Below are 21,128 nucleotides of genomic sequence, written 5' to 3' on the forward strand. Positions count from 1 at the left end.
CGGTCTTATCCTTTGACTGATCCCGCCATCAGGCCACGCACGAAGTAGCGGCCTGCGACGATGTAGACGAGAAGTGTTGGAAGTGCGGCCAGGATCGCGCCGGCGAAATGGACGTTGTATTCCTTTACGCCGTGGCTGGCCTGCACCAGATTATTCAGCGCCACCGTCATCGGCTGACTGTCAGCACCGGCAAAGGACGCCCCGAACAGAAAGTCATTCCAGATGTTGGTGAACTGCCAGATGATCGAAACCACGGCAATCGGCCCCGAAGAGGGCAACAGAATGCGCCAGAAAATCTGAAAGAAACCAGCGCCATCGATCTGGGCTGCACGGATGAGTTCTGTGGGAAAGACGGCATAATAATTGCGGAAGTAAAGCGTCGTAAAGCCGACCCCGTAAACCACATGCACCAGAACCAGACCCCAGGTGGTTCCGGCAAGCCCCATCAGCCCAAGCATTTTCGCCATCGGGATCAGAACGATCTGAAAGGGAATGAAACAGGCAAACAGGATCAGACCAAAGACGATCGTGTCGTATCTGAACCGCCATTTGGTCAGGACATAACCATTCAACGCGCCAAGCACGGTCGAAATCGCCACTGCCGGAACAACCATCTTGATCGAGTTCCAGAAGTACGGTGACAGGCCGGTGGGCTCCACGCCGATCTGCGCCGACGACCAGGCTTTTGCCCAGGGCTCAAGCGTAAAGACCTGTGGCAGGTTCATCATGCCCCCGCCCGTGATCTCGTCCAGCGGTTTGACCGAGTTCACGACCATCACGTAGAGCGGCAGCATGTAAAACAGCGTAAAAAGCAGCAGCACGAGGTAAATCAGCGTACGCATGACGCGCCCTGTGCGGATAGCGGTGTCCTGGGAGGCAACTGACATTACTTTTTCTCCCGCAGTTCGGCGTAGAGATAGGGGATCATGATGGCCGCAATCGTCATAAGCATGATCGTTGCAGATGCCGCGCCGATCCCCATCTGGTTGCGCGAAAAAGTATAGGAATACATGAAAGTCGCCGGCAGCTCTGTCGCCCGGCCCGGCCCGCCCCCGGTAAGCGCGATGACCAGATCAAAGGTCTTGATCGCCAGATGGCTGAGGATCACAAAAGCGGACAGAAACGCGGGGCGCAACTGGGGAATGATAATCCGGCGGTACAGGTTCCAGTTTGACGCGCCGTCCATCTGCGCGGCCTTCAGGATCTCATTGTCAATGCCCCGCAAGCCGGCCAGAAACATCGCCATCACGAACCCGCTGGTTTGCCAGACCGCAGCCAGAACGACCGTGTAAATCGCAAAATCCCGGTTTTTGATCCAGTCGAATTCAAAACTGGTCCAGCCCCAGCTCTGCATCACGTTTTCCAGCCCGATGCCCGGGTCCAGAAACCATTTCCACGCGGTACCTGTTACAATGAAACTCAGCGCCATCGGATAGAGGTAAATCGTCCGGATAAATCCTTCACCGCGAATTTTCTGATCGAGAAAGATCGCGAGGCCAAGGCCCAGCACGGTGCAGATCCCGATATAGAGAGCCGCAAAGATACCCATATTCGTAATCGAAGTTTCCCAATGGCTCAGGCGCCACAGCTTGGAATAGTTTTCCCATCCGACCCACCCGAATGAGGGCAGCAGCCGGCTGTCAGTGAATGACAGATAGACCGAGAAAAGGATGAACCCGTAGACGAACACCAGCACCATGGCCAGGGACGGCGACAAGACCAGCTTTGGCAACCAGGCCTGGAGTCGCGTTTTGAAGTCTGCGTTGGCGGACAAGGCCATCAGACGGCCTCCTTTGTGGTGACGGGACGGGTTCGGGTGCGGGATGGGGCAACGACCTGCGCTGCCCCGCCGCCGGTGATGATTACTGAGCGATTTCAACCGCGTCGACGAGTTCGACAACGGCTGTTTCGCTGTCGTATTCGCCGTTGAAATGCGCTGTGATCACGTCGTACATCGCGTTTTTGACGGATGCCTCATTGGCGTGGCCATGTGCCATGGAGCCAAAGAGATTGTCGCTTGCAGCTGCAGCGGCCAGGTCCGCCATGCCTTTCTGACCGCAGGCATCGAATGCCTCGTCAGAGACGTCGGTGCGTGCCGGGACAGATCCCTTGACCACGTTAAACGCAGACTGGAACGAGGGTGACAGGATTGCCGATGCCAGTGCGGCCTGTTCTGCCGAGACGTCACCACCCTGGTCAAACATCATGAACTGGTCAGCGTTGAAAGTGACCTGTTCAGACGTACCGGGGAAGCGGAAGCAAAGGAAATCCTCGCCCGGCACTTTATCCGCGTTCAGGAATTCGCCCTTGGCCCAGTCGCCCATCATCTGAAAACCGGCTTCGCCGTTGATGACCATCGCGGTTGCCAGGTTCCAGTCGCGACCAGAGAAGTTGTCATCCACATTTGCGCGGATCACGCCCATGCGGTCAAACGCCTCTTTCATGCCGTCGCCACCCAGAACTTCGGGGTCCAGATCAATGAAGGCTGCCTTGTAGCCATCCGGCCCGAGAACAGACATTGCAACCGCGTCAAAGACGGTGGCTTCCTGCCAGGCCTGACCACCATGGGCGATGGGCGTGATACCCGCGGCCGACAGGGTCTCCAGTGCCGCAACAAAGTCGTCCCAGGTTTCCGGCACGGCGATGCCATTGGCATCCAGAACCGCTTTGTTTGCCCAGACCCAGTTGGTCGAGTGGACATTCACAGGGGCCGAGACCCATGCGCCATCCACTTTCGCAAACTGCTGCAATGCGGCTGGCACAACGTCGTCCCACCCTTCGGCAGCGGCCACATCATTGAGGTTCGCCAGTGATCCCTGTTTGGCCCAGTCGATGATATCAAAGCCAAGACCCTGCACGGCTGTCGGCGCATTGCCTGCCGTGACACGGGCGCGCAGAACTGTCATCGCCTGTTCACCGCCACCACCGGCAACCGGCATATCTGTCCAGCCGATGCCCTGGCTCTCCAGATCATCTTTGAGCACATTCAGTGCGGCGGCTTCACCACCGGATGTCCACCAGTGCAGAACTTCCACTCCGCCGTGACCATCCGCAGATGCTGTGCCTGCTGTCACGGACAGCGCGAGCGCAATCGCCGTCTTCGTTTTCAAGAATGAACGCATGGTATCCTCCCAAAATTGCGTTTCGTTTATTCGGGCTGTTTCAGCCCTCTTGTTGAACCCAGGGTGTCCGGCTGCGCCCGACGCGCATGACCAGAGATTTCACCTCAAGAAACTCCTCAAATCCATAGCGGCCGATTTCGCGGCCCTGCCCGGATTGTTTGACACCCCCGAATGCAAGTTCAGGGTAACCGTCCATCCATGTGTTAGACCAGACTGTTCCTGCTTCGGCCCGGCGGGCGAATTCAAGGCAGGTATGGATATTCTCGCTCCAGATACCTGCAGACAGACCATAGCTGCTGTCATTGGTCAGCGCGATGGCCTCGTCCAGTGTCCGGTAGGTCAGAACAGTCAGGACCGGGCCAAAGACCTCCTCGCGCGCGATCGCCATGTCAGGAGAGACGCCGCTGAGGATCGTGGGCTGGTAAAACTGATCGCCCAGGCCATCAACAGGCAGCACGCCGCCGCCCAGTTCCAGCCGCGCGCCATCTTCCACGGCGGCCCGGACATATGCGTCGATTTTTGCGTTGTGATCAGCCGTTACGATAGCACCCACCTGCGTTTCAGGGTCCATCGGATCGCCGAATCTGACCTTGCGGGAAAGTGCCACGACACGGGCGACGAAATCCTCCGCGATGTCCTCATGCACGATGATCCGGCTCGACGAATTGCAGCACTGGCCGACGTTGAAATACACCCCAAAGGTCACGGCATCTGCAGCACTGTCCAGATCAGCATCCGGGCAGATCACCTGCGGGTTTTTGCCACCAAGCTCCAGCGCGACTTTCTTCAGCGTACCCGACGCGGCCTGCGTGATCAGCTTTCCGACAGCGGTAGAGCCGGTGAAGGTCACCATATCCACCTCTTTGTGCGACGACATCAGGCTGCCAACAGGGTGGCCATACCCCAGCACGATGTTGCAAACCCCGGCAGGCAATCCTGCCTCCAGCAACAGCTCTCCCATCATTACGGTCGATGATGGGGTCATTTCAGACGGTTTGACGACCACGGTGCAGCCGGCGGCGAGGGCAAAGGGCAGTTTTTGCGACAGGATCCAGAAGGGGAAATTCCAGGGCGTGATGATCGAGACAACACCGATGGGGTCCTTGAGCACGACCCCCAGCATGTCTTCGCCAAGCGTATTGTGACTGTCGCCATGCGCCGTGCGCGCCAGGGACGCCGCATAGCGCCAGAGGTCTGCCGCACCGCCCACTTCACCGCGCGACTGCGCGATTGGCTTGCCGCTCTCCAGTGTCTCAAAAACAGCGATCCGCTCGACATTGGCCTCGATAAGGTCAGCAGTTTTCAACAGGACTGCGGCACGTTCTTTGCCCGACATCCGGCTCCATGTCCCGGCAGCAAATGCGGTACGCGCCGCGCCGATCGCCTGTTCTGTGACAGCCTCATCCCCTTTCGCGGAAATGCTGACAACGGTGCCATGCGAAGGCGAGACGCGCTCAAACGTCTCTGCACCTTCGATCCACTTTCCGTCAATCAGATGCCTGCCAGCAAAAGGCGCAGGCAGGTCGACATCTGTCGCAGTGTTGATTGTCAGGTCATTCACAGATCAGTTTCCATTGAATTCAGGGGGGCGTTTATCAAGAAAGGCCTGCACGCCCTCGTCGCGGTCCCCGCTGGCAGCCGCCGCAGCGCTGCCGAGCATTTCGATGGCGGCTGCCCGGTCTTCATTCACAGCCGCGTGGATCATCGCTTTGGCAATTTCGTTGGCCCGGGGCGAGACATCTGCCAGAGACGCCACCATATCCTGCGCCCAGGCCACCGGATCGTCCGCCACATCTGCGGCAAATCCAAGCGCCAGGGCTCTGTCTGCGGTAACCCGACGCCCAAAAAGCGCCATTTCCTTGACGACAGCTTCGGGCAGCAACCGTGCCAGACGTTGCGTGCCTGACCAGCCCGGCACGATGCCGACCCGCGCCTCGGGAAGCGCCAGCGTGGCCCGGGGTGTCATCACGCGGATATCGCAACAGGCCGCAAGCTCCAGCCCGCCCCCAAAGGCATGTCCGTTGATCGCACCAATCGTCGGTTTGGACAGACGCGCCAGCCGGTCAAATACGCGGTGACCGTCACGGACCCAGTGCCTTGCAAATTCCGCAGGTCCAAGCGACCCCCATTCAGCAATATCAGCCCCGCAGCAAAACGCCTTTGGCCCGTCACCTGTTACAATAACGGCGCGCACGTCCGCGTTGCGATCCACCTCAGCCAGATGCGCCTCAAGCCGGCGCAGCATGTCTGTCGTCAGCGCATTCAGCTTTGCCGCGTTGCGCAGGGTCAGAACTGCGGCACCGGCTTCATATGTGCAACTCACCGTGCTCAAAGCGTCAGACCCATCGGCGACTGCCCCAAAAGCGATCTGGGCATGATGCTGGCGTTTTCGGCAATCTGAACTCGCCTCTGCGACGGGCCAACAATGTGTTTTTGCGGGTCTATTCCAGGCATGATCTCAGTTGCGACCAATCCGTTCCCGGTCAGACGGATCACACAGCGTTCGGTGACATACATCACGTTCTGTCCCTGCTCGACGGCCCGGCGCCCTGAAAAAGTGACATGTTCGACCTCATCAACCATTTTGGTGAATTTGCCGGGTGCGGCAATGTCGATGCCTTCCTCGTTCAGCGAAATCTTTGCCCCGGCTTCAAACCAACCCGAAAAAACAATGTTTCTGGCGCGCGCGGTGATATCCACAAATCCGCCGCAACCGGCTGTAAGATAGGGTTTCTTGCCAAGTTTTGAGACGTTCACATTGCCATGGGTATCGACCTCAAGAAACGACAGGAACGACATGTCGAACCCCCCACCCTGGAAATAGATGAATTGCTGGGGCGACGGCACAAATGCATCGGCATTAGAGGCACAGCCAAAGGCGAACCCTGTCAGGGGCACCCCCCCAACGGCCCCTTGCTCAATCGCCCAGGTGACCGCATCGCTGTGGCCTTCTTCCAGCAGCACGCGCGGGATCATGGCACTGATGCCAAAGCCGAGGTTGGCCGTCATTCCACGGCGCAGTTCCTGAGCCGCGCGGCGCGCGATGACCTTTTCCACACCGTGTTCTGCCAGGCCGAAACTGTCCCACGGGCGCATCACCTGCCCCGATATGGCCGGATCATACAGCGTTTCGGTGGTTTGCTTCTGGTCGGGATCAACCACCACGCAATCGACCAGATGCCCTGGCACACGGACGTCATGGGGCCTCAGGCTGCCGGCTGCGGTCACACGTTTGACCTGTGCAATGACCAGTCCGCCGTTGTTGCGCACGCATATCGCCTGTTCGAGCCCGCCCAGATAGGCGCCCTCGTGCTCATAGGTCAGATTGCCCCGCGTATCAGCCGTCGTTGCACGAATGATCGCCACATCCGGCACGACATTGGGAAAATGCAGCCAGGTGTCACCCGCAAATTCGGTCCGCGACACGATCGGCGTGGCCGCCCCCAGTTCATTCATGGCGCAGCCCTGGCGCTCCGGATCAACAAAGGTGTCGAGGCCGACCCTGGTCAGAACGCCCGGTCGGTGCGCTGCTGCCTCACGGTGCATATCGAACATAATGCCCGAAGGCACGTTGTATGCCGCGACACGGTTCTCGACGATCATCTTCCAGATTTCGGGCATCTCGACACTTGACGGTCCGGACGGATACGACCCGGCCAGCACGCGGGTCAGCAGACCATCTTTAGCAATATGATCCATTCCCCTGACGCCATAAACGTCGCCTGCCGCAATCGGATGCAAAGACGTGATGCCGCGCGGATGCCCTTCTTGTTCAAAACGCTCACCAATCGCTTTCAGAACGGCGTCCGGGCAGCCAAGCGTCGAGGAAGACGAGACAGACACGACAGCGGCGTCCGGAATACGGCCAACCGCTTCACTGACTGGAACAGTCTTGTTCATACTACCTCCCCCGGCGCCAATTCCATGCGATCTGAAACTGGAACGTTCCACAAATTGATATTGGAACGTTCCAGTTTTGACAAGGAGTTTATGACAGGGCCCGTAATACTCGGAATTTATGTACTTTTTAGTTCATTTTATCTCGTAGAGTTCGACAGGCAGCCCATCGGGATCAGCAAAGAACGTGAACCTGCAACCGGTGTTTTCATCGATTCTCACCGGCTCGGTCTTTACGCCTTTGGCCGCAAGCTCGCGCATTGAAACGTCAAGATCCGCAACCCGAAAGGCGAGATGCCGTAGGCCGCAGGCTTCGGGCCGCGTCGGCCTGTCGGGGGTATCCGGAAAGCTGAACACTTCCAGCTGTCCGCCATCTGCCAGCCCCAGATCAAGTTTCCAGGACTGACGCTCCGCCCGGTAACTCTCCAGGATAACGGGCAGACCAAGCGTCTGCGTATAAAACTGCTTTGACCTTGCGTAATCACTCACAATGATTGCGACGTGGTGAAATCTGAGATCCATGTAAAACCCTTCTGATCTTTGCCCGGTATGCTCTCATTCATGTCATCGGCCACAGGTTTTGAAAACTTCGAAGTCCAGACTTGCTTTGGTTCAAAAGCAGTATCGGTCACCACGTTAAATTGTCGCTCGGTCTGGTCTCTGCCCTTCTGCCAGAGCTTCATTGGGCCCCGCTGCACCAGAACAAAATGCCAGCCGCCGATGCAGGAGTTTTGTGTATCACGCAGCGGCAATTCACCCGCTTCACAGATGCTCTGCACCAGAGGGACACAACCCGAACCCGGGCAGAACCTGCCTTTGCCGAGCTGCCGGATCCTGCACCCCACATGCGGTGATCGTGGACCACGCCGCTGTCTTAAAATCCGGCGCTGACCCGGTGCGCATGCGCCAGCCGCTCTGCAAGTCGTCCGTTTTCACCGTGCAAGCGATGCCAATGCGGTTACATCTTGCCCGCCGGGCCATCATCTGGCAGGTTCCCTTTATCTCTGGCACAGACCTCAAGGGCCGCTGAAGGAACTCCGGACTTCGGAGTGCCAAAGGAGGCATTGTGAGAGAACTTACCTGCAGCGGCGGCCACACAGCGCTGACCAACTGGCCGAGACATCTGACCCTGACATCCTGCTGTTCAGGTGCCGCAACATGACACCTCGGCACCATACGCACAAAATCGCAGGTGTCGGCGTACCGGTATCTCTGCTGAGCGACCCCGAAGCCTTTGGCGGTACGGTTGAGGGCGATCTCCGGGCAGGCACTCTGTTGGTGAGGGACGGCCGCGCTGTCGGCCTCGAAAATCCTGGCGCCCATCAGCCTGTGTCCCGGATCGTGATGCCGCGTCTGACCGAAGCCCATGTGCACCTGGACAAATGCCATACCGTGCACCGGATGGATGCCGTCGGCGGTGATCTGGCGGCGGCGCTGGCCGCGCAGCGCGAGGACAAAGCCAACTGGACCGGGGACGACCTGCAGGCGCGTATCCGGCGTGGCCTGGATGAACTTGCCCGCGCGGGCTGCGGTGCCGTACGCAGTCACATCGACTGGGCCGCCGGGACCGATACGTCTGACGCACCACTGGCATGGGAGGTCATCTGCGCTCTGAAAGACAGCGCACAGGATCAGGGCATCCTCCTCCAGCCTGCGGCCCTCACCGGTATCGATGAAATGGCGCGGGGAGATCAGGCCATGGCCGTTGCGCGCCGCGTCTCGCGCGATGGTGGCGTGCTGGGCAGCTTTCTGCTGGCCCACGAAAATCGCCAGGCGGGCCTCAGAGCACTGTTCAGGGCCGCTGACAGGTTTGGACTGGCGCTCGATTTTCACGTGGACGAAGGGCTGGATGCATCCCTCAACGGTCTGGAGATGGTCGCAGATCTCGCGCTGGAAATGCGCTTTGAGGGGCCGCTGCTCTGCGGGCATGCCTGCAGTCTTGCCTCCAAAGCGCCCGGCGATGTGACGCGTATCGCGGACAAGCTGCAGCGGGCCGGAATTGCCGTCGCGGCCCTGCCCTCTACCAATCTCTACCTCCAGGGGCGTCGTTCCGGTACGCCGGACCGGCGCGGGCTGACCCTGCTGCACGAACTGGCCAAACAGGGAGTGGAAACGCTGGTCGGGACAGACAATGTGCGCGACGCTTTTTGCCCCGTCGGGCGGCATGATCCGGTCAGCACGCTGTCGCTTGCGGTGCTGGCGGGGCATCTTGATCCACCGTTCGGCAGGCATCTCCCCATGATCACAACCACCGCCCGAAAAGCCATGGGGCTTGCACCCCTGCGCATTGACGGCGCCGCCTGCGCGGACCTGATCGCGACACCCGCAACCGACCTGTCGGAACTTCTGTCCGGCACTGCCGCCCCCGTTTGTCTCACAAACCTGATCCGGGAGGCCCGCCATGACTGAGCCCATGACCGATGCACGGCGCGCGCGCATCATGGCAGATCTTGCGCCGGTCGCCGTCACTGATGACCCTGTTACAGTCAAAAAGCGCAGCCGCGATTTTTTCTGGTATTCACCGCTGCTCAACGCGCAGCTGCGCCGCACCTTCGGGGATCTGGTGGCAAGCCCGGCGACGAGGCAAGAGCTGGCGCATTGCCTGTCTGTTGCCTGGCAACATGATCTGCCGGTTGTGCTGCGCGGCGGTGGTACGGGCAATTATGGTCAGGCCGTACCGCTCCGGGGCGGGCTGATCATTGAGACAACGGGCATGAACCGCGTGCTGGAGACCGGCGCGGGGTTTGTCCGCGTCGAGGCCGGTGCGCTGATGGCGGATATCAACGCCGCCCTGCAGCCCGAAGGGTACGAACTGGCCATGTTTCCCTCAACCCAGGACATCGCCACAATCGGCGGTTTTGTCGCCGGGGGCAGCGCTGGCATCGGCTCGGTGTCCAACGGCCCGCTGCGCCAGAACGGCAACATCATCCGGATCAGCGCGCTGTCGGTCAGCGAAAACCCGCAGGAGCACGTGTTCGACGGCGAAGACGTCCTTGGGATACATCACGCCTGGGGGATAAACGGGGCCATAACCGAGGTCACGATGCGCACGGTGCCCACACAGGACTGGATCGGCTGTATGGCCGGATTTGCCAGCTATGAACAATGCTACGCCGCCGGTTATGCCCTGGCCTGCGCAGACGACGATGCAATCGGGCGCAAACTCTGCTCGGTGGTGGATGCACGCATTGCCGGCTATTTCCCGCGCCTGCGCGAGCACGTGCCACAGGATCAGCACCTGCTGGTCACCCTGGTGCCGCGCGCGCATCTGGCGGCATTCCGTGCGCTCACAGAGGCCCGGGGCGGAACGGTGCATCTGGCGATTGACGATGCGGAACGCACCGCGCTGAAACTGCCGCATGTCTTTGAGTTCGCCTATAATCACACCACCCTGCAGGTGCTCAAAGCCGACCGTTCGGCCACCTACCAGCAGATCGGCGTGCCCGATCCCGGTGACGCTGCCCGCGTGGCGGCCATGCGCGACCGGCAGGGGGACGAGGTCTGGCCGCACCACGAATTCACCCGCTGGGACGGTGCCGTCATCTGCGCCGATCTGCCCATCATCTGGTATTCGACCCCCGAACGTCTGGCAGAGATCAACGCCACCTACGCCGCGGACGGCTTTACCGTCTACGACGCCCATATCTGCGCCATCGAGGGCAACCACATGCAGCCCGACTTCCGCCACCTCGCCTGGAAAAAACGCATGGACCCGCAGGGCCTGCTCAACCCCGGCAAATCCCGCGCCTGGGAAAAAGTGCGCCACCTGAGTGCGGACGAGATCGAAGCGCTGACGACGCTGGATGGGGTGTAGACGGACGGCTGGCCCGACCTGAGACACCTTTGCGCCAAAGATAAGAACCGCTCAGCGGGGCCGGCACCATTATGTCCATCCACGCGGCCATGCCAAAAAGACTGAAGGTCCGCCTGGAGCCCGAAATTACCGATGCTGCGCTGGTCAAGAAAGTTTGCAAATTGCTAAATTCGCAGACGCGAACTAGTCGCTTGGGTATTGCCCGCAGCTTCGGTGGTCGTAAAATGTAGAATTGTCAAAGTCAGATTGGGAGCTTGCGACAAGCTCAATCGGTTTTCCTTGTGCGAAGTCAAAGGCATCTGCCCGGTCCAGTTGTAGCTCGAACAGTTCTTGTCCACCAAACTCGAATTTGATTTCAAGAATCTTGTCGGTCAGGTGCCATGTTCCGTCTTCCGCCCGATCATCCCGTCCAGCTGAATTGCCCCGTTCGGATGTGAAGACCCTGTACCAAAGTTTGCCGTCAGAAAATAGTACCGCCTGCAAGGAATAGTCGTTTTCTTCAGGGCCAAGTGGCAGCAGCTCACCGTCCGGCAACTTATCGTTATAGCGGTCTGTTAGTTCGTTGAACAGGGTACGCAGTTCTTTCCTACCTTTGGTTTCGCCCCAGCTAAAGTTGCAAGCGTAAAGTGCTCGAGAAGTAAAAATCAGTTGCTCGTTGGCCTCTGTGAGAGTTAGGTACTCTTTCTGTGCCGTATCCAACAATCTTGTTTGAGCAGCATGGGTTTTGCCCAAAACGTCGAAGATACCGCCCCAAGTCAGTAAAGCGGCCGCGGCCAAAGCCCCAGCACCGCCTGCGAGGAACTTGTAGAACCCATCGTTTTCCCAGAAGCGCAGCTTCGGCGGAGGTGCTTGAAGTTTCATGGCTTCGGTGTACTTCAAAAGATCATCGCTGTTTTTTATCGAGTTTTCTACCCTATAGAGAGTTTCTTCACTGAGTTGCATCGGACATCCTAAAGACTATTGCGATTGTTCGAATCTTAGGAGCCAACCGCATGCACAGCAATACTGCTCCAGTTTGAGCCCAACAATTCGCTGCGCTTGTGGTTGACCCCCATTTGGCCATTGATCAAAAGTCGTGCGTTTCCGTTAACTGCGAAAACGGCCGTTTTTGACACTGCAAATTCGGTAGTGCAGACCTCGGCGAAGTCGCAGCGAAAGCTCACTTCGTCCGCACAGCCGCCCTTAACCCCGCATCAACTTTTCCACAGCGTACGCTCTGTTATTGCGCCAAAACCCGCGCAACACCGCCGTTCGCACCGACGTTATACCGACGCAACACCGACGTGATACCGACATCGAATTTTCCTTTGTTTTGCTGGCAAAAGGGCCAAAGTTTCACCCCGGGGCCCCATGCCCTCACGCGCCGTTGCGCGTGCGCTGCGTTAACACCCGGCGCGCGGTCCGCGGCTCCTTACTCTCCGCGCGCCACGCCCTTGCCCGCTATCCCTCCAACACAGACGGTGGTGCCGCGTTGGCAGGGAGCAGGCAAAACCCCCGGCTGTTGCCAGTGCGTCATGCGCGGCATTACAAAGCCGCCGATATCGCCGGGGTCGCCGCCATATCCCCGGTCTGGTCTGTGTACCTACCGGGCGGTCTCTCGGCGTATTATGAGACCGTGCTCCCGGTCAGCGACTTTTTGCTCCAGTCGGCAAACTCATCCCGGTTCATACATCTTTCGCTGCCCGGAAGTTTCAGGCGTGATCCTTTGCCTGTCTCCGCTGGCACGTCACGCCAAGACGCACATAATATCCCGGGCAAGGACGCATTCAGAAAACGCGGTCCGGGAACGATTGGTAAAGGTTCGTTCTGATCCTACTGCACCAGCTGCCGGCTGGTTTCGATCAGTCTTTTCCGGCCCGAACAGGCGGGCGGCCCCGCTTCAGGCTTTGGAACAGAGCGCCGAGCGGAACCACGAACGCAAAGAGGGCTATGGCCAGCCAGAGCGGGCTTTGCGCATCACCTGTTCTGTCAAGGACCGCCCCGGCGACAGGGGGTGCGATAAGCAAAAAGGCGTAATAGACCGTAAAGAAAACACCCATGCCAAAGGCGCGGACCTGAGGGCGCATCGCCTCGCCTGCAATGGCGATGATCACCCCGGCAGGGGCCATGCCAATCAGGCCAAAGAGCACGCTTGCGCCAACTCCGGCACCGGGCACGCTGAGCAGCAAAAGCGACGCGATGGCTCCGCCCATACAGACCGCCAGCACAATGGTCCGGCCTCCGAAACGATCCACGATCTGCCCACAGGCGGCACCGGATGCAATCATGATCCAGCTCGCGATACTGATGGTGCCTGCCGCCGCGATGGTGGACTGGCCCAATCCCTCAAGGACCTTCGGGCCAAAAGAAAGGTAAGTAACGTAGGCCGCGTTAAATGCACCCCACGCCGCCGCCGCACAGAACGTCAGTTTCCATTCCCGGCCGGTCAGTGCCGCGGCCGCGCCCGCGCCTGCCTGCAGCTGGTTCTGCGGTGACCGGTAGAGCAGCAAAAGTCCGAGTGCCGCGACCAGACAATAGGCGGATGCCGCGTGAAACGGGACCTGCCAGCCAAAAACCTCTGCCAGCCATGCGTGACCGATCTGACCCATGGCAATACCGAACGGCCAGCTCATGACCAGCACGCTCATAGCCGTCGCGATTTCACGCCCTTCGAACCAGTCGGCAACCATTTTGGTAAAAAAAATCATCGTAAAAACGAATCCCGCCCCGGCGACGATCCGGCCCAGACCAACGGTCCAGCTTTCTGTGGCAAGGGAGGATATGAGCCCGCCTAAGGCCAGCGCCCCCAGTCCGGACACGACCATGATGCGATCGGTGGCGCGCTGCCCCCAGTAACCGGCAGGTATCGCCAGAAACAGCCCTGGCGCCATGAAAAGCCCGATCAGAAAGCCAAGCTCGGCATAGTCCAGCCCAAAGACAGTGACCAGATCATCGCCCACGGATGCAACAGTCTGGAACTGCAGCCCAACGCCGATACGGGCCAGAAACAGCAGCCCCAGAACACGCCAGCGCATTACCCCCAGCCCAGCCCGCGCAGCGCCTGAACATCGTTCCAGATCTTTGTCATGTGGCTGATCCTGTCCCCGTCAAACTGCATGACGTAGGCATAATCTGACACCACGGTTCTGCCCGTCGGCGCCACGGGCCCGCCCTCACCGGTGTGTGTGCCGTGAAACTCTGCGGCGGCAATAACGCAACTGCGCGCTTCATCCACCGCAAAGGCCGTCAGCACGTAGCGACCGTCTGGTACGGGGGTCAGCAACCCTTTCATCCAGTCTGCATAGGCGGCGAGCGTTGTCGTTCCCGCAAACGCATCTGCCTGACATGAAAAACCCGCTTTCTCATGAACCCATGATTTACATCCCTCCCACCCCTGTCCTGTTTCGCAGGCATGGAAAAAGGCGGTCGCCGTATCGTGCATTGTCATTGTGCTGTTCCCTGTGATGCGCTTGCCTGTGTGACCATAGAGGACAATCGCAGCGGCCGTGTATCCCGCAGATGCAGTAAATCCGATGTCCGGCCTGCAGTATTCAGACTACAGCATTTGCGGGATTGCGTGCTGGCACGGTTCTGAGCAGACTTGTGTCAGGGTACCAGGGGAAGGAGCTTTTCAGATGTCGGAACACGTCGGCCTCAGCCAGAGGGAATTGCAGATCGCAAATTCCTATGCGGGTGGCGCGACCTACCAGACAATCGCGGATACGCTGTGCATTGCCCCCAGTACGGTGCGCACACATCTGGCGACAATCTACCGAAAGCTTGAGGTTTCCTCGAAACTGGAGCTGGCGAACCACCTCAGTGGCAATGCTGCACAGCCCCGTAACCCTTCCGAACTTGCGAAGGTTGTCTCCGAGCTTGCCCTGAGCCTCGAAGAAGCCATCAGCCGGGAAAAAGCGCTCAGCGAAGTGTTACGGATCATCAGCGCCGCCCACGGAGATCTGGATGCGGTGATGCCGCTGATCCTGTCCTATGCGCTCGAGCTTTGTGACGCGGAATTCGGCATTTTGTTCGAGTACCGGCAGGACTGTCAGTTTGTTGCCAACCACGCGCTGGGAATACCGGCACCCTTCAGGGCATGGCTGGACGATCAGGGCGTTTTCGTTGCGGGCGCTGAAACGGGCCTTGGCCGGATGAACCAGCAGCGCAGGGTGATCAGCATCATCGATGTCAGATCCGAAGCCGTGTATCTGACGGACGATCCGCTGCGATATGCGACGGCGGATCTGGGCGGCGCGCGCTCCTTTGTTGCGATCCCCATGCTCGCGGGTGACAGGCTGGTCGGCGCTTTTACCATCTACCGGCAGACGGTCCGGCCCTTTTCCAACGATACAACCCGACTGGCGCAGATGTTCGCGGATCAGAGCGTGATCGCTCTGGAAAACGCCCGTATGATCAGAGCAATGCAAGAGAATATATACTGACGTCCGCCATTTTCAGGGGCAGAAATCACGGCTGCCTGGGTCACAGGCAATGGTGATCTGATCTGCATAACGCATCAGATTCAGGCCCGTCTGGTCACAGATCACAGTCAACCGGCACAGCGAACAGACCCGGCGGCAAAAGCCAAACTGGCCGGGCCCTGGCGCGGTTCAACCGCATCGCCAACGCCATGCCGCAGCCGCCGGGACAGTACGGTATCCGCCCCGACGAAACCCATCCTTCTGCGCCGCCCCCCCACGCAGGGGTTACCCTGCGAGTGATGGCAGGAAGAGCACGATCCCGGGAAAGGCAACCAACAGGGCGATGGTCACCGCATCGGCCACAAAGAACGGTGTCACACCCTTGAAAACATCCTGCACTGTCAGGTCATCGCGCACGCCTGCGACGACGAAACAGTTCAGCCCGATGGGCGGTGTAATCAGACAGAACTCGGCCATTTTGACCACCAGAATACCGAACCAGATCGCGCACATCGGACCGGACATGCCAAAGGCACTGTCAGCGGCACTGACGAACTCCCCGCCGTTCAGCGCCATTACGGCCGGGTAGACGACGGGCAGCGTCAGCAGCAGCATGCCGATGGCGTCCATGAACATGCCCAGAACCGCATAAGCCAGCAGGATGCAGATCAGGATCAGCATCGGCGACATTTCGAGCGCGGTGATCCAGGCGGCAAAGGCTTCGGGCAGTTCCGCAAAACCCAGAAAACGCACATAGATCAGCACACCCCAGATGATCGAAAAGATCATCACCGTCAGTTTGGCGGTATCCAGCAGCGCCACTTTGAGCTGTTGCCAGCGCATGCCGCGATAAAGCGCCATCAGAAAGATGATGAAAGCGCCGATTGCGCCACCTTCTGTTGGTGTGCCCCAGGCGTCTCCGAACGGGTTATAGACAAAGAAGATGATAATCACGACCACCGCGAAAATCGGCAGCGCCGGAGGCAGGGATTCAAAACGTTCACGCCATGTAAAGCCACCAACAGGCGGACCGACTGTTTTGAAGATCACTGCTATTCCGATAATCAGGATGGCATATACGACCGCCGAGAACATGCCGGGCAAAAAGCCCGCAAGCAGCAGTTTGCCCACGTCCTGCTCGACGATGATCGCATAGATCACCAGAATGGCCGACGGCGGGATCAGCGAGGCGAGAGTACCACCGGCGGCAACAACCCCCGCGGCGAACTGTTTGTTGTAACCGATCTTGAGCATTTCCGGGATCGCAATACGCGCGAAAACGGCCGCCGTGGCAACCGACGCCCCCGACACCGCGGCAAAACCTGCTGTGGCAAAAACGGTAGAGACGGCCAGACCGCCAGGCACCCAGGCGATCCACCGTTTGGCGGCTGTAAACAGCGCCGTTGTCAGCTTTGCGTGATAGGCCAGATAGCCGATCATGATGAAAACAGGGATCAGGCTGAGGACCTGTGCGGACACTTTGGAATGCGGGGTCAGACCTGCGATTTTGACACTGATCTCCAGTGCCTTGCCAAAGCGCTCCGGGTCATAGTCAAACCCGTTCCAGCGCAGCCAGACAAGGCCGACAAACCCGGCAAGCGCGGCGGCAAAGGCCACGCGCATCCCAAGCACAACCATGACCAGCAGACCACCACTGACCCAGAGGCCAATCTCGATCGGTTCCATCAGTCAGAGCCCTCCAGCGCTTCTGCCTCGAGCCGAGCCTGTTCGGCGACCGACAGGTTCAGCGGCACAGCGACGGGGTTTTCAAGCCCCAGCACAAGCGCACGACCATAGCCCCAGGCCTGCAACAACAGCCGCAGAACCAGAACGCCAAAAGCAATCGGCACCACCAGTTTCGACGGCCAGATCGGCAGACCGATATCGATGGAGCTGTCACGGCTGCACAGCGGACGGGCGCAGTCAAAAGACCGGTCAAAATGGTCCCATGCACCCCAGGTCAGCGCCACAATCAGCACCAGAATGAGCAGGACCGACAAAAGCTCAAAAAACCACAGCATCCGGCCCCTGAGCGCGCTGACCAGCATGTCCATGCGGACGTGCGTGCCGTCTCGCTGGACAAAGGACACGCCCATAATCGCAATGATCGGCATCGCCGCTTCGATATAGTCCACATATCCCGCCAGCGGAGACGCAAAGAATTTGCGCCCGGTCACAGACCATGCAGCCAGAAACATAAGTGAGAAAATCGCAAGACCGCTCAGCAGCGCGCAAAAGCGTTCGATTGGTAATAATGCTCGATCCAGCCTGCTCAGCAGACTGGAATCTTCGAGCACCGCAGCTGATCCTGCCATTGCTCTGCCCCCCGGTCGTCTTATTGAAAAGGGCCGCCCCGGTCAGGGACGGCCCGGGTAAATCAGCTGCCGCCTTTTGCTTCAGCCAGTGCATTGACCACCAGGTCATAGAGCTCCTGGCCTGGCAGGCCCTGAGATTCCATGTCAGCAATCCATGCGTTTTTGGCAGGTTCTGCCGCAATCGTGCGGAACTCGGCAATAACAGCTTCGTCGATCTCGACTTTCTGAACACCTTTTTCCTCGAGCACGGAATCCCATCGCTCGAGCAGTTCAGCATAGTTGGACAGGTAGTGCGCGATGGCTTCATCAACCGAGCTGTCCAGTGCTTCGCGGTGCGCATCCGACAGCGACTCGTAGGCGTCGATGTTCACCACAACGGGGCAGTTCACGGTGCCGGGGTTGAGGTTCGCCGTCCACCAGTCCGCCTGGTTGATCGTGCCAAAGCTCAGGTGCGCGTGCTGGGCAAAGGCCACTGTGTCCACAACGCCGCCTTCCATCGCCTGATAGGCTTCGGTTGCTGTGACGGATGTCGGTACGCCGCCCACGGCTTTGAACGCTTCGCCCAGGCCACCGGTTGCACGGACACGCATGCCTTCAAAATCGGCCAGTTCGTCACGGGGCTCGCCTGTGCCGACCAGGTTGTACTGCGGCATCGGCGAGGTCATCAGCAGTTTTGCGTTCCACTGTGCCATTTCTTCTGTGGCTGCAGGGTGCGCATAGACCGCTTTGGACACTGCGACTTCCTGCTCCAGGTTCTCGACCCCCAGGAACGGCAGTTCCAGAACGGTGATCACGCGGTTTTTGTCACGGTGATACCCCGCGCAGAACTGCGCCATCTCGAACGCGCCAATGGAAATACCATCGAGATTTTCACGGTTCTTGCTCAAACCGCCGTAGCTGACGTTCATCGTGAATTCGCCGCCCGTTTTTTCGGACACCAGCTCGGCAAGTTTTTCAACATGCTCTGTGAACGCGCGCCGCTTTCCCCAGACGGAAACGTTCCATTCTGTAGCTGCGGCCTCGGATACAAATGCGAAGCTTATGGCGCCAACCGCTGCGGCGCTGAGTAATCTGTTCATATGTTTCTCCCTGTTTGCACACCTCACAAGGGGCGTGCTTGGCGCAAAACTAGTACCGCAGGCTCCTGGTGCCAAGCCCTGAAACGCGCATCACCCAGGGGCGCTCGGCGATGCAGTATCATTCGTCCGGGCGGCTGATCCCTTTTGCACTTATGCTGCAGAGCAGAACACAACCCGAACGGGAGCCAGCGCCAAAAGCAGGAATTGACAGTCAATCCGCAGGAAAGACGCAGAAAATTGCGCCGATATCAAAATGCTTTACAGATGCCGCAAATGCGAAATCAACAAATTTACAATTAAACCTATATATTCCGGTGGGTTATTCACTTCTTTTCAGATAACGGTATGATCCGCGCACATCTGCCCGCTGATCCGCCCTGTGCCAGGGATGAGAAACCTGCGGTGCGGCGAATATAACTTCTGGGGGGACACCTGAATGGCCGATACCGGTTCCGCGCAAAAAACCTTTCCACCATCTGCTGAAATGACTGCCCGGGCACATATCGACGGCGCAAAGTATGATCAGATGTATACCGCCTCTGTCACTGACCCGGACGCATTCTGGCGCAGCGAGGCCGAGAGGATCGACTGGATCAAGCCCTTTACGCAGGTCAAGGATATCGACTTCACGCTCGGAAACGTGTCGATCAACTGGTACGCGGACGGCACGCTCAATGTTTCGGCCAACTGCATCGACCGGCATCTTGAAACACGCGGTGACCAGACGGCGATCATCTGGGAGCCTGACAGCCCGGAGGACACGGCAAAGCACATCACCTATCGTGAGCTGCACACCTCCGTCAGCAAAATGGCCAACGTACTCAAAGATATGGGCGTCGCCAAAGGCGACCGCGTCATCATTTACATGCCGATGATCCCAGAGGCCGCTTATGCCATGCTGGCCTGTGCACGGATTGGCGCAATCCACTCGATTGTCTTTGCCGGCTTCTCTCCGGACGCGCTGGCGGCCCGGGTCAACGGGTCCGAGGCAAAGGTTGTCATTACAGCAGACGAAGCCCCGCGCGGTGGCCGCAATACGCCGCTCAAAGCCAATGCAGACACGGCTCTGGCGCAATGCGCCGACAGCGTCAAATGCCTCGTGGTAAAGCGTACCGGCGGTCAGACAACATGGACCGAAGGCCGCGATTTTGATTACAACGCGCTGGCCGCAGAAGCCTCGGCGGATTGCCCGCCCGAGGAAATGGGCGCAGAGGATCCGCTCTTTATCCTGTACACATCCGGCTCTACCGGTATGCCCAAAGGCGTGGTGCACACCACCGGCGGCTATATCGTCTACGCCGCCATGACACATGAGATCACCTTTGACTATCACGAGGGTGATATCTTCTGGTGCACCGCAGATGTCGGCTGGGTGACCGGCCACAGCTATATCGTCTACGGACCACTGGCCAACGGGGCCACCACCGTCATGTTCGAGGGGGTCCCCACCTATCCCGACGCCTCGCGTTTCTGGCAGGTCTGCGAAAAGCACAAAGTCAATCAGTTCTACACAGCACCAACAGCCATCCGCGCGCTGATGGGCCAGGGCAACCAGTTTGTTGAGGGCTGCGATCTGAGCGATCTGCGTGTCCTTGGCACGGTGGGTGAGCCCATCAATCCCGAGGCCTGGAACTGGTACAACAACGTTGTGGGCAAGGGAAAATGCCCGATCGTTGACACATGGTGGCAGACCGAAACCGGCGGACACCTGATGACCCCGCTGCCCGGCGCGCATGCGATGAAACCCGGCTCTGCGATGAAGCCGTTCTTTGGCATTAAACCCGTGGTGCTCGAACCCACATCCGGTGAAGTCATCGAAGGCAATGACGTGGAAGGTGTTCTGTGTATTGCGGACAGCTGGCCGGGTCAGATGCGGTCTGTCTGGGGGGATCACGAACGGTTCGAGAAGACCTATTTCTCGGATTACAAAGGATACTATTTCACAGGTGATGGCTGCAAACGCGACGCGGACGGAGATTACTGGATCACCGGTCGTGTGGACGATGTGATCAACGTCTCGGGCCACCGGATGGGCACGGCCGAGGTGGAAAGCGCGCTGGTCGCGCATGCCAAAGTTGCCGAGGCTGCCGTGGTCGGCTATCCGCATGATATCAAAGGCCAGGGCATCTATTGCTATGTCACCCTGATGGGCGGCGAAGAGCCCTCCGAAGAGCTGCGCAAAGAGCTGCGGACCTGGGTCCGTCAGGAGATTGGCCCGATTGCCAGCCCGGACCTGATCCAGTGGGCACCGGGCCTGCCGAAAACCCGCTCTGGCAAAATCATGCGCCGTATTCTGCGTAAAATCGCTGAAAACGACTATGGCGCTCTGGGCGATACGTCGACCCTTGCGGATCCGTCCGTAGTGGATGATCTGATCGACAACCGTATGAACCGCTGATGACAGCACGCGACACTCTGACCGCGCGGCCCACGAGCCGCGCGGTTGCGTTTTAAACGGTCGAAATCGTTTGGTGCGCCTTGCCCGCACAGGTGCGGGCGTT

The 21,128-nt window shown here is 59.0% G+C and carries 18 protein-coding genes; 4 read left to right on the top strand and 14 right to left on the bottom strand.

Going from position 1 to position 21,128, the window contains the following annotated elements; genetic code table 11:
• Positions 1 to 5: 5 nt before the first annotated feature.
• The 8 genes from Q1A34_RS12550 to Q1A34_RS12585 all read right to left on the bottom strand — a co-directional run bounded on the left by Q1A34_RS12550 (position 6) and on the right by Q1A34_RS12585 (position 7,798).
• Positions 6 to 887: a carbohydrate ABC transporter permease gene (locus Q1A34_RS12550; protein ID WP_300034419.1), complete on the bottom strand. Its 882-nt coding sequence runs from the start codon at positions 885 to 887 to the stop codon at positions 6 to 8.
• Positions 887 to 1,780 carry a carbohydrate ABC transporter permease gene (locus Q1A34_RS12555; protein ID WP_300034422.1) on the bottom strand — a complete coding sequence of 298 codons (894 nt, stop codon included), beginning with the start codon at positions 1,778 to 1,780 and terminating at the stop codon, positions 887 to 889. The genes Q1A34_RS12550 and Q1A34_RS12555 overlap by 1 nt, the downstream gene beginning before the upstream one ends.
• A gap of 82 nt (positions 1,781 to 1,862) precedes the next feature.
• Positions 1,863 to 3,074, bottom strand: coding sequence for an ABC transporter substrate-binding protein (locus Q1A34_RS12560; protein ID WP_300034425.1), 1,212 nt, complete (start codon positions 3,072 to 3,074; stop codon positions 1,863 to 1,865).
• Positions 3,075 to 3,162: 88 nt separating this feature from the next.
• Complete coding sequence (locus Q1A34_RS12565) at positions 3,163 to 4,683, bottom strand: aldehyde dehydrogenase family protein (RefSeq protein WP_300034428.1); 1,521 nt, start codon at positions 4,681 to 4,683, stop codon at positions 3,163 to 3,165.
• 3 nt (positions 4,684 to 4,686) lie between these two features.
• A complete protein-coding gene (locus Q1A34_RS12570; RefSeq protein WP_300034431.1) occupies positions 4,687 to 5,445 on the bottom strand; it encodes an enoyl-CoA hydratase/isomerase family protein in 759 nt (252 codons plus the stop codon).
• A 5-nt stretch (positions 5,446 to 5,450) separates the two neighbouring features.
• A complete protein-coding gene (locus tag Q1A34_RS12575) occupies positions 5,451 to 7,022 on the bottom strand; it encodes an acyl CoA:acetate/3-ketoacid CoA transferase (protein WP_300034434.1) in 1,572 nt (523 codons plus the stop codon).
• A gap of 132 nt (positions 7,023 to 7,154) precedes the next feature.
• Positions 7,155 to 7,541: a VOC family protein gene (locus Q1A34_RS12580; RefSeq protein WP_300034437.1), complete on the bottom strand. Its 387-nt coding sequence runs from the start codon at positions 7,539 to 7,541 to the stop codon at positions 7,155 to 7,157.
• Entirely contained in the window at positions 7,505 to 7,798 is a 294-nt protein-coding gene (locus tag Q1A34_RS12585; protein ID WP_300034440.1) for a hypothetical protein, read from the bottom strand. Before Q1A34_RS12585 ends, Q1A34_RS12580 begins: the two co-directional genes overlap by 37 nt.
• A gap of 379 nt (positions 7,799 to 8,177) precedes the next feature.
• Between Q1A34_RS12585 and Q1A34_RS12590 the strand changes: the two genes are divergently transcribed.
• Positions 8,178 to 9,428, top strand: coding sequence for an amidohydrolase family protein (locus tag Q1A34_RS12590; protein WP_300034443.1), 1,251 nt, complete (start codon positions 8,178 to 8,180; stop codon positions 9,426 to 9,428).
• Positions 9,421 to 10,833, top strand: coding sequence for an FAD-binding oxidoreductase (locus Q1A34_RS12595; RefSeq protein ID WP_300034446.1), 1,413 nt, complete (start codon positions 9,421 to 9,423; stop codon positions 10,831 to 10,833). Before Q1A34_RS12590 ends, Q1A34_RS12595 begins: the two co-directional genes overlap by 8 nt.
• Before the next feature lie 183 nt (positions 10,834 to 11,016).
• Here Q1A34_RS12595 and Q1A34_RS12600 read toward each other — a convergent pair whose 3' ends face one another.
• From Q1A34_RS12600 to Q1A34_RS12610, 3 genes are all read right to left on the bottom strand, one after another.
• Entirely contained in the window at positions 11,017 to 11,775 is a 759-nt protein-coding gene (locus Q1A34_RS12600; RefSeq protein ID WP_300034449.1) for a hypothetical protein, read from the bottom strand.
• A gap of 899 nt (positions 11,776 to 12,674) precedes the next feature.
• Positions 12,675 to 13,847, bottom strand: a complete 1,173-nt coding sequence (locus Q1A34_RS12605; protein ID WP_300034452.1) for an MFS transporter — start codon at positions 13,845 to 13,847, stop codon at positions 12,675 to 12,677.
• On the bottom strand, positions 13,847 to 14,260 hold the full coding sequence (locus tag Q1A34_RS12610) for a nuclear transport factor 2 family protein (protein WP_300034455.1): 414 nt from the start codon (positions 14,258 to 14,260) through the stop codon (positions 13,847 to 13,849). Before Q1A34_RS12610 ends, Q1A34_RS12605 begins: the two co-directional genes overlap by 1 nt.
• A gap of 187 nt (positions 14,261 to 14,447) precedes the next feature.
• Here Q1A34_RS12610 and Q1A34_RS12615 point away from each other — a divergent pair, with 187 nt between their 5' ends.
• Complete coding sequence (locus Q1A34_RS12615) at positions 14,448 to 15,254, top strand: LuxR C-terminal-related transcriptional regulator (protein WP_300034458.1); 807 nt, start codon at positions 14,448 to 14,450, stop codon at positions 15,252 to 15,254.
• Positions 15,255 to 15,518: 264 nt separating this feature from the next.
• On the opposite strand, the gene Q1A34_RS12620 is transcribed toward Q1A34_RS12615, so the two are convergent.
• The 3 genes from Q1A34_RS12620 to Q1A34_RS12630 all read right to left on the bottom strand — a co-directional run bounded on the left by Q1A34_RS12620 (position 15,519) and on the right by Q1A34_RS12630 (position 18,627).
• Entirely contained in the window at positions 15,519 to 16,919 is a 1,401-nt protein-coding gene (locus Q1A34_RS12620; RefSeq protein ID WP_300034461.1) for a TRAP transporter large permease, read from the bottom strand.
• Positions 16,919 to 17,548 (bottom strand): TRAP transporter small permease subunit, encoded by a 630-nt coding sequence (locus Q1A34_RS12625; protein WP_300034464.1) that lies wholly within the window; start codon positions 17,546 to 17,548, stop codon positions 16,919 to 16,921. The genes Q1A34_RS12620 and Q1A34_RS12625 overlap by 1 nt, the downstream gene beginning before the upstream one ends.
• Before the next feature lie 62 nt (positions 17,549 to 17,610).
• Positions 17,611 to 18,627 (bottom strand): C4-dicarboxylate TRAP transporter substrate-binding protein, encoded by a 1,017-nt coding sequence (locus Q1A34_RS12630; RefSeq protein ID WP_300034467.1) that lies wholly within the window; start codon positions 18,625 to 18,627, stop codon positions 17,611 to 17,613.
• Between the two features lie 436 nt (positions 18,628 to 19,063).
• Here Q1A34_RS12630 and acs point away from each other — a divergent pair, with 436 nt between their 5' ends.
• Complete coding sequence (gene acs / locus Q1A34_RS12635; RefSeq protein WP_300034470.1) at positions 19,064 to 21,025, top strand: acetate--CoA ligase; 1,962 nt, start codon at positions 19,064 to 19,066, stop codon at positions 21,023 to 21,025.
• The last annotated feature ends 103 nt before the right edge of the window (positions 21,026 to 21,128 follow it).

The organism is uncultured Roseobacter sp. (genome assembly GCF_947491795.1).
Lineage (GTDB): Bacteria > Pseudomonadota > Alphaproteobacteria > Rhodobacterales > Rhodobacteraceae > Roseobacter.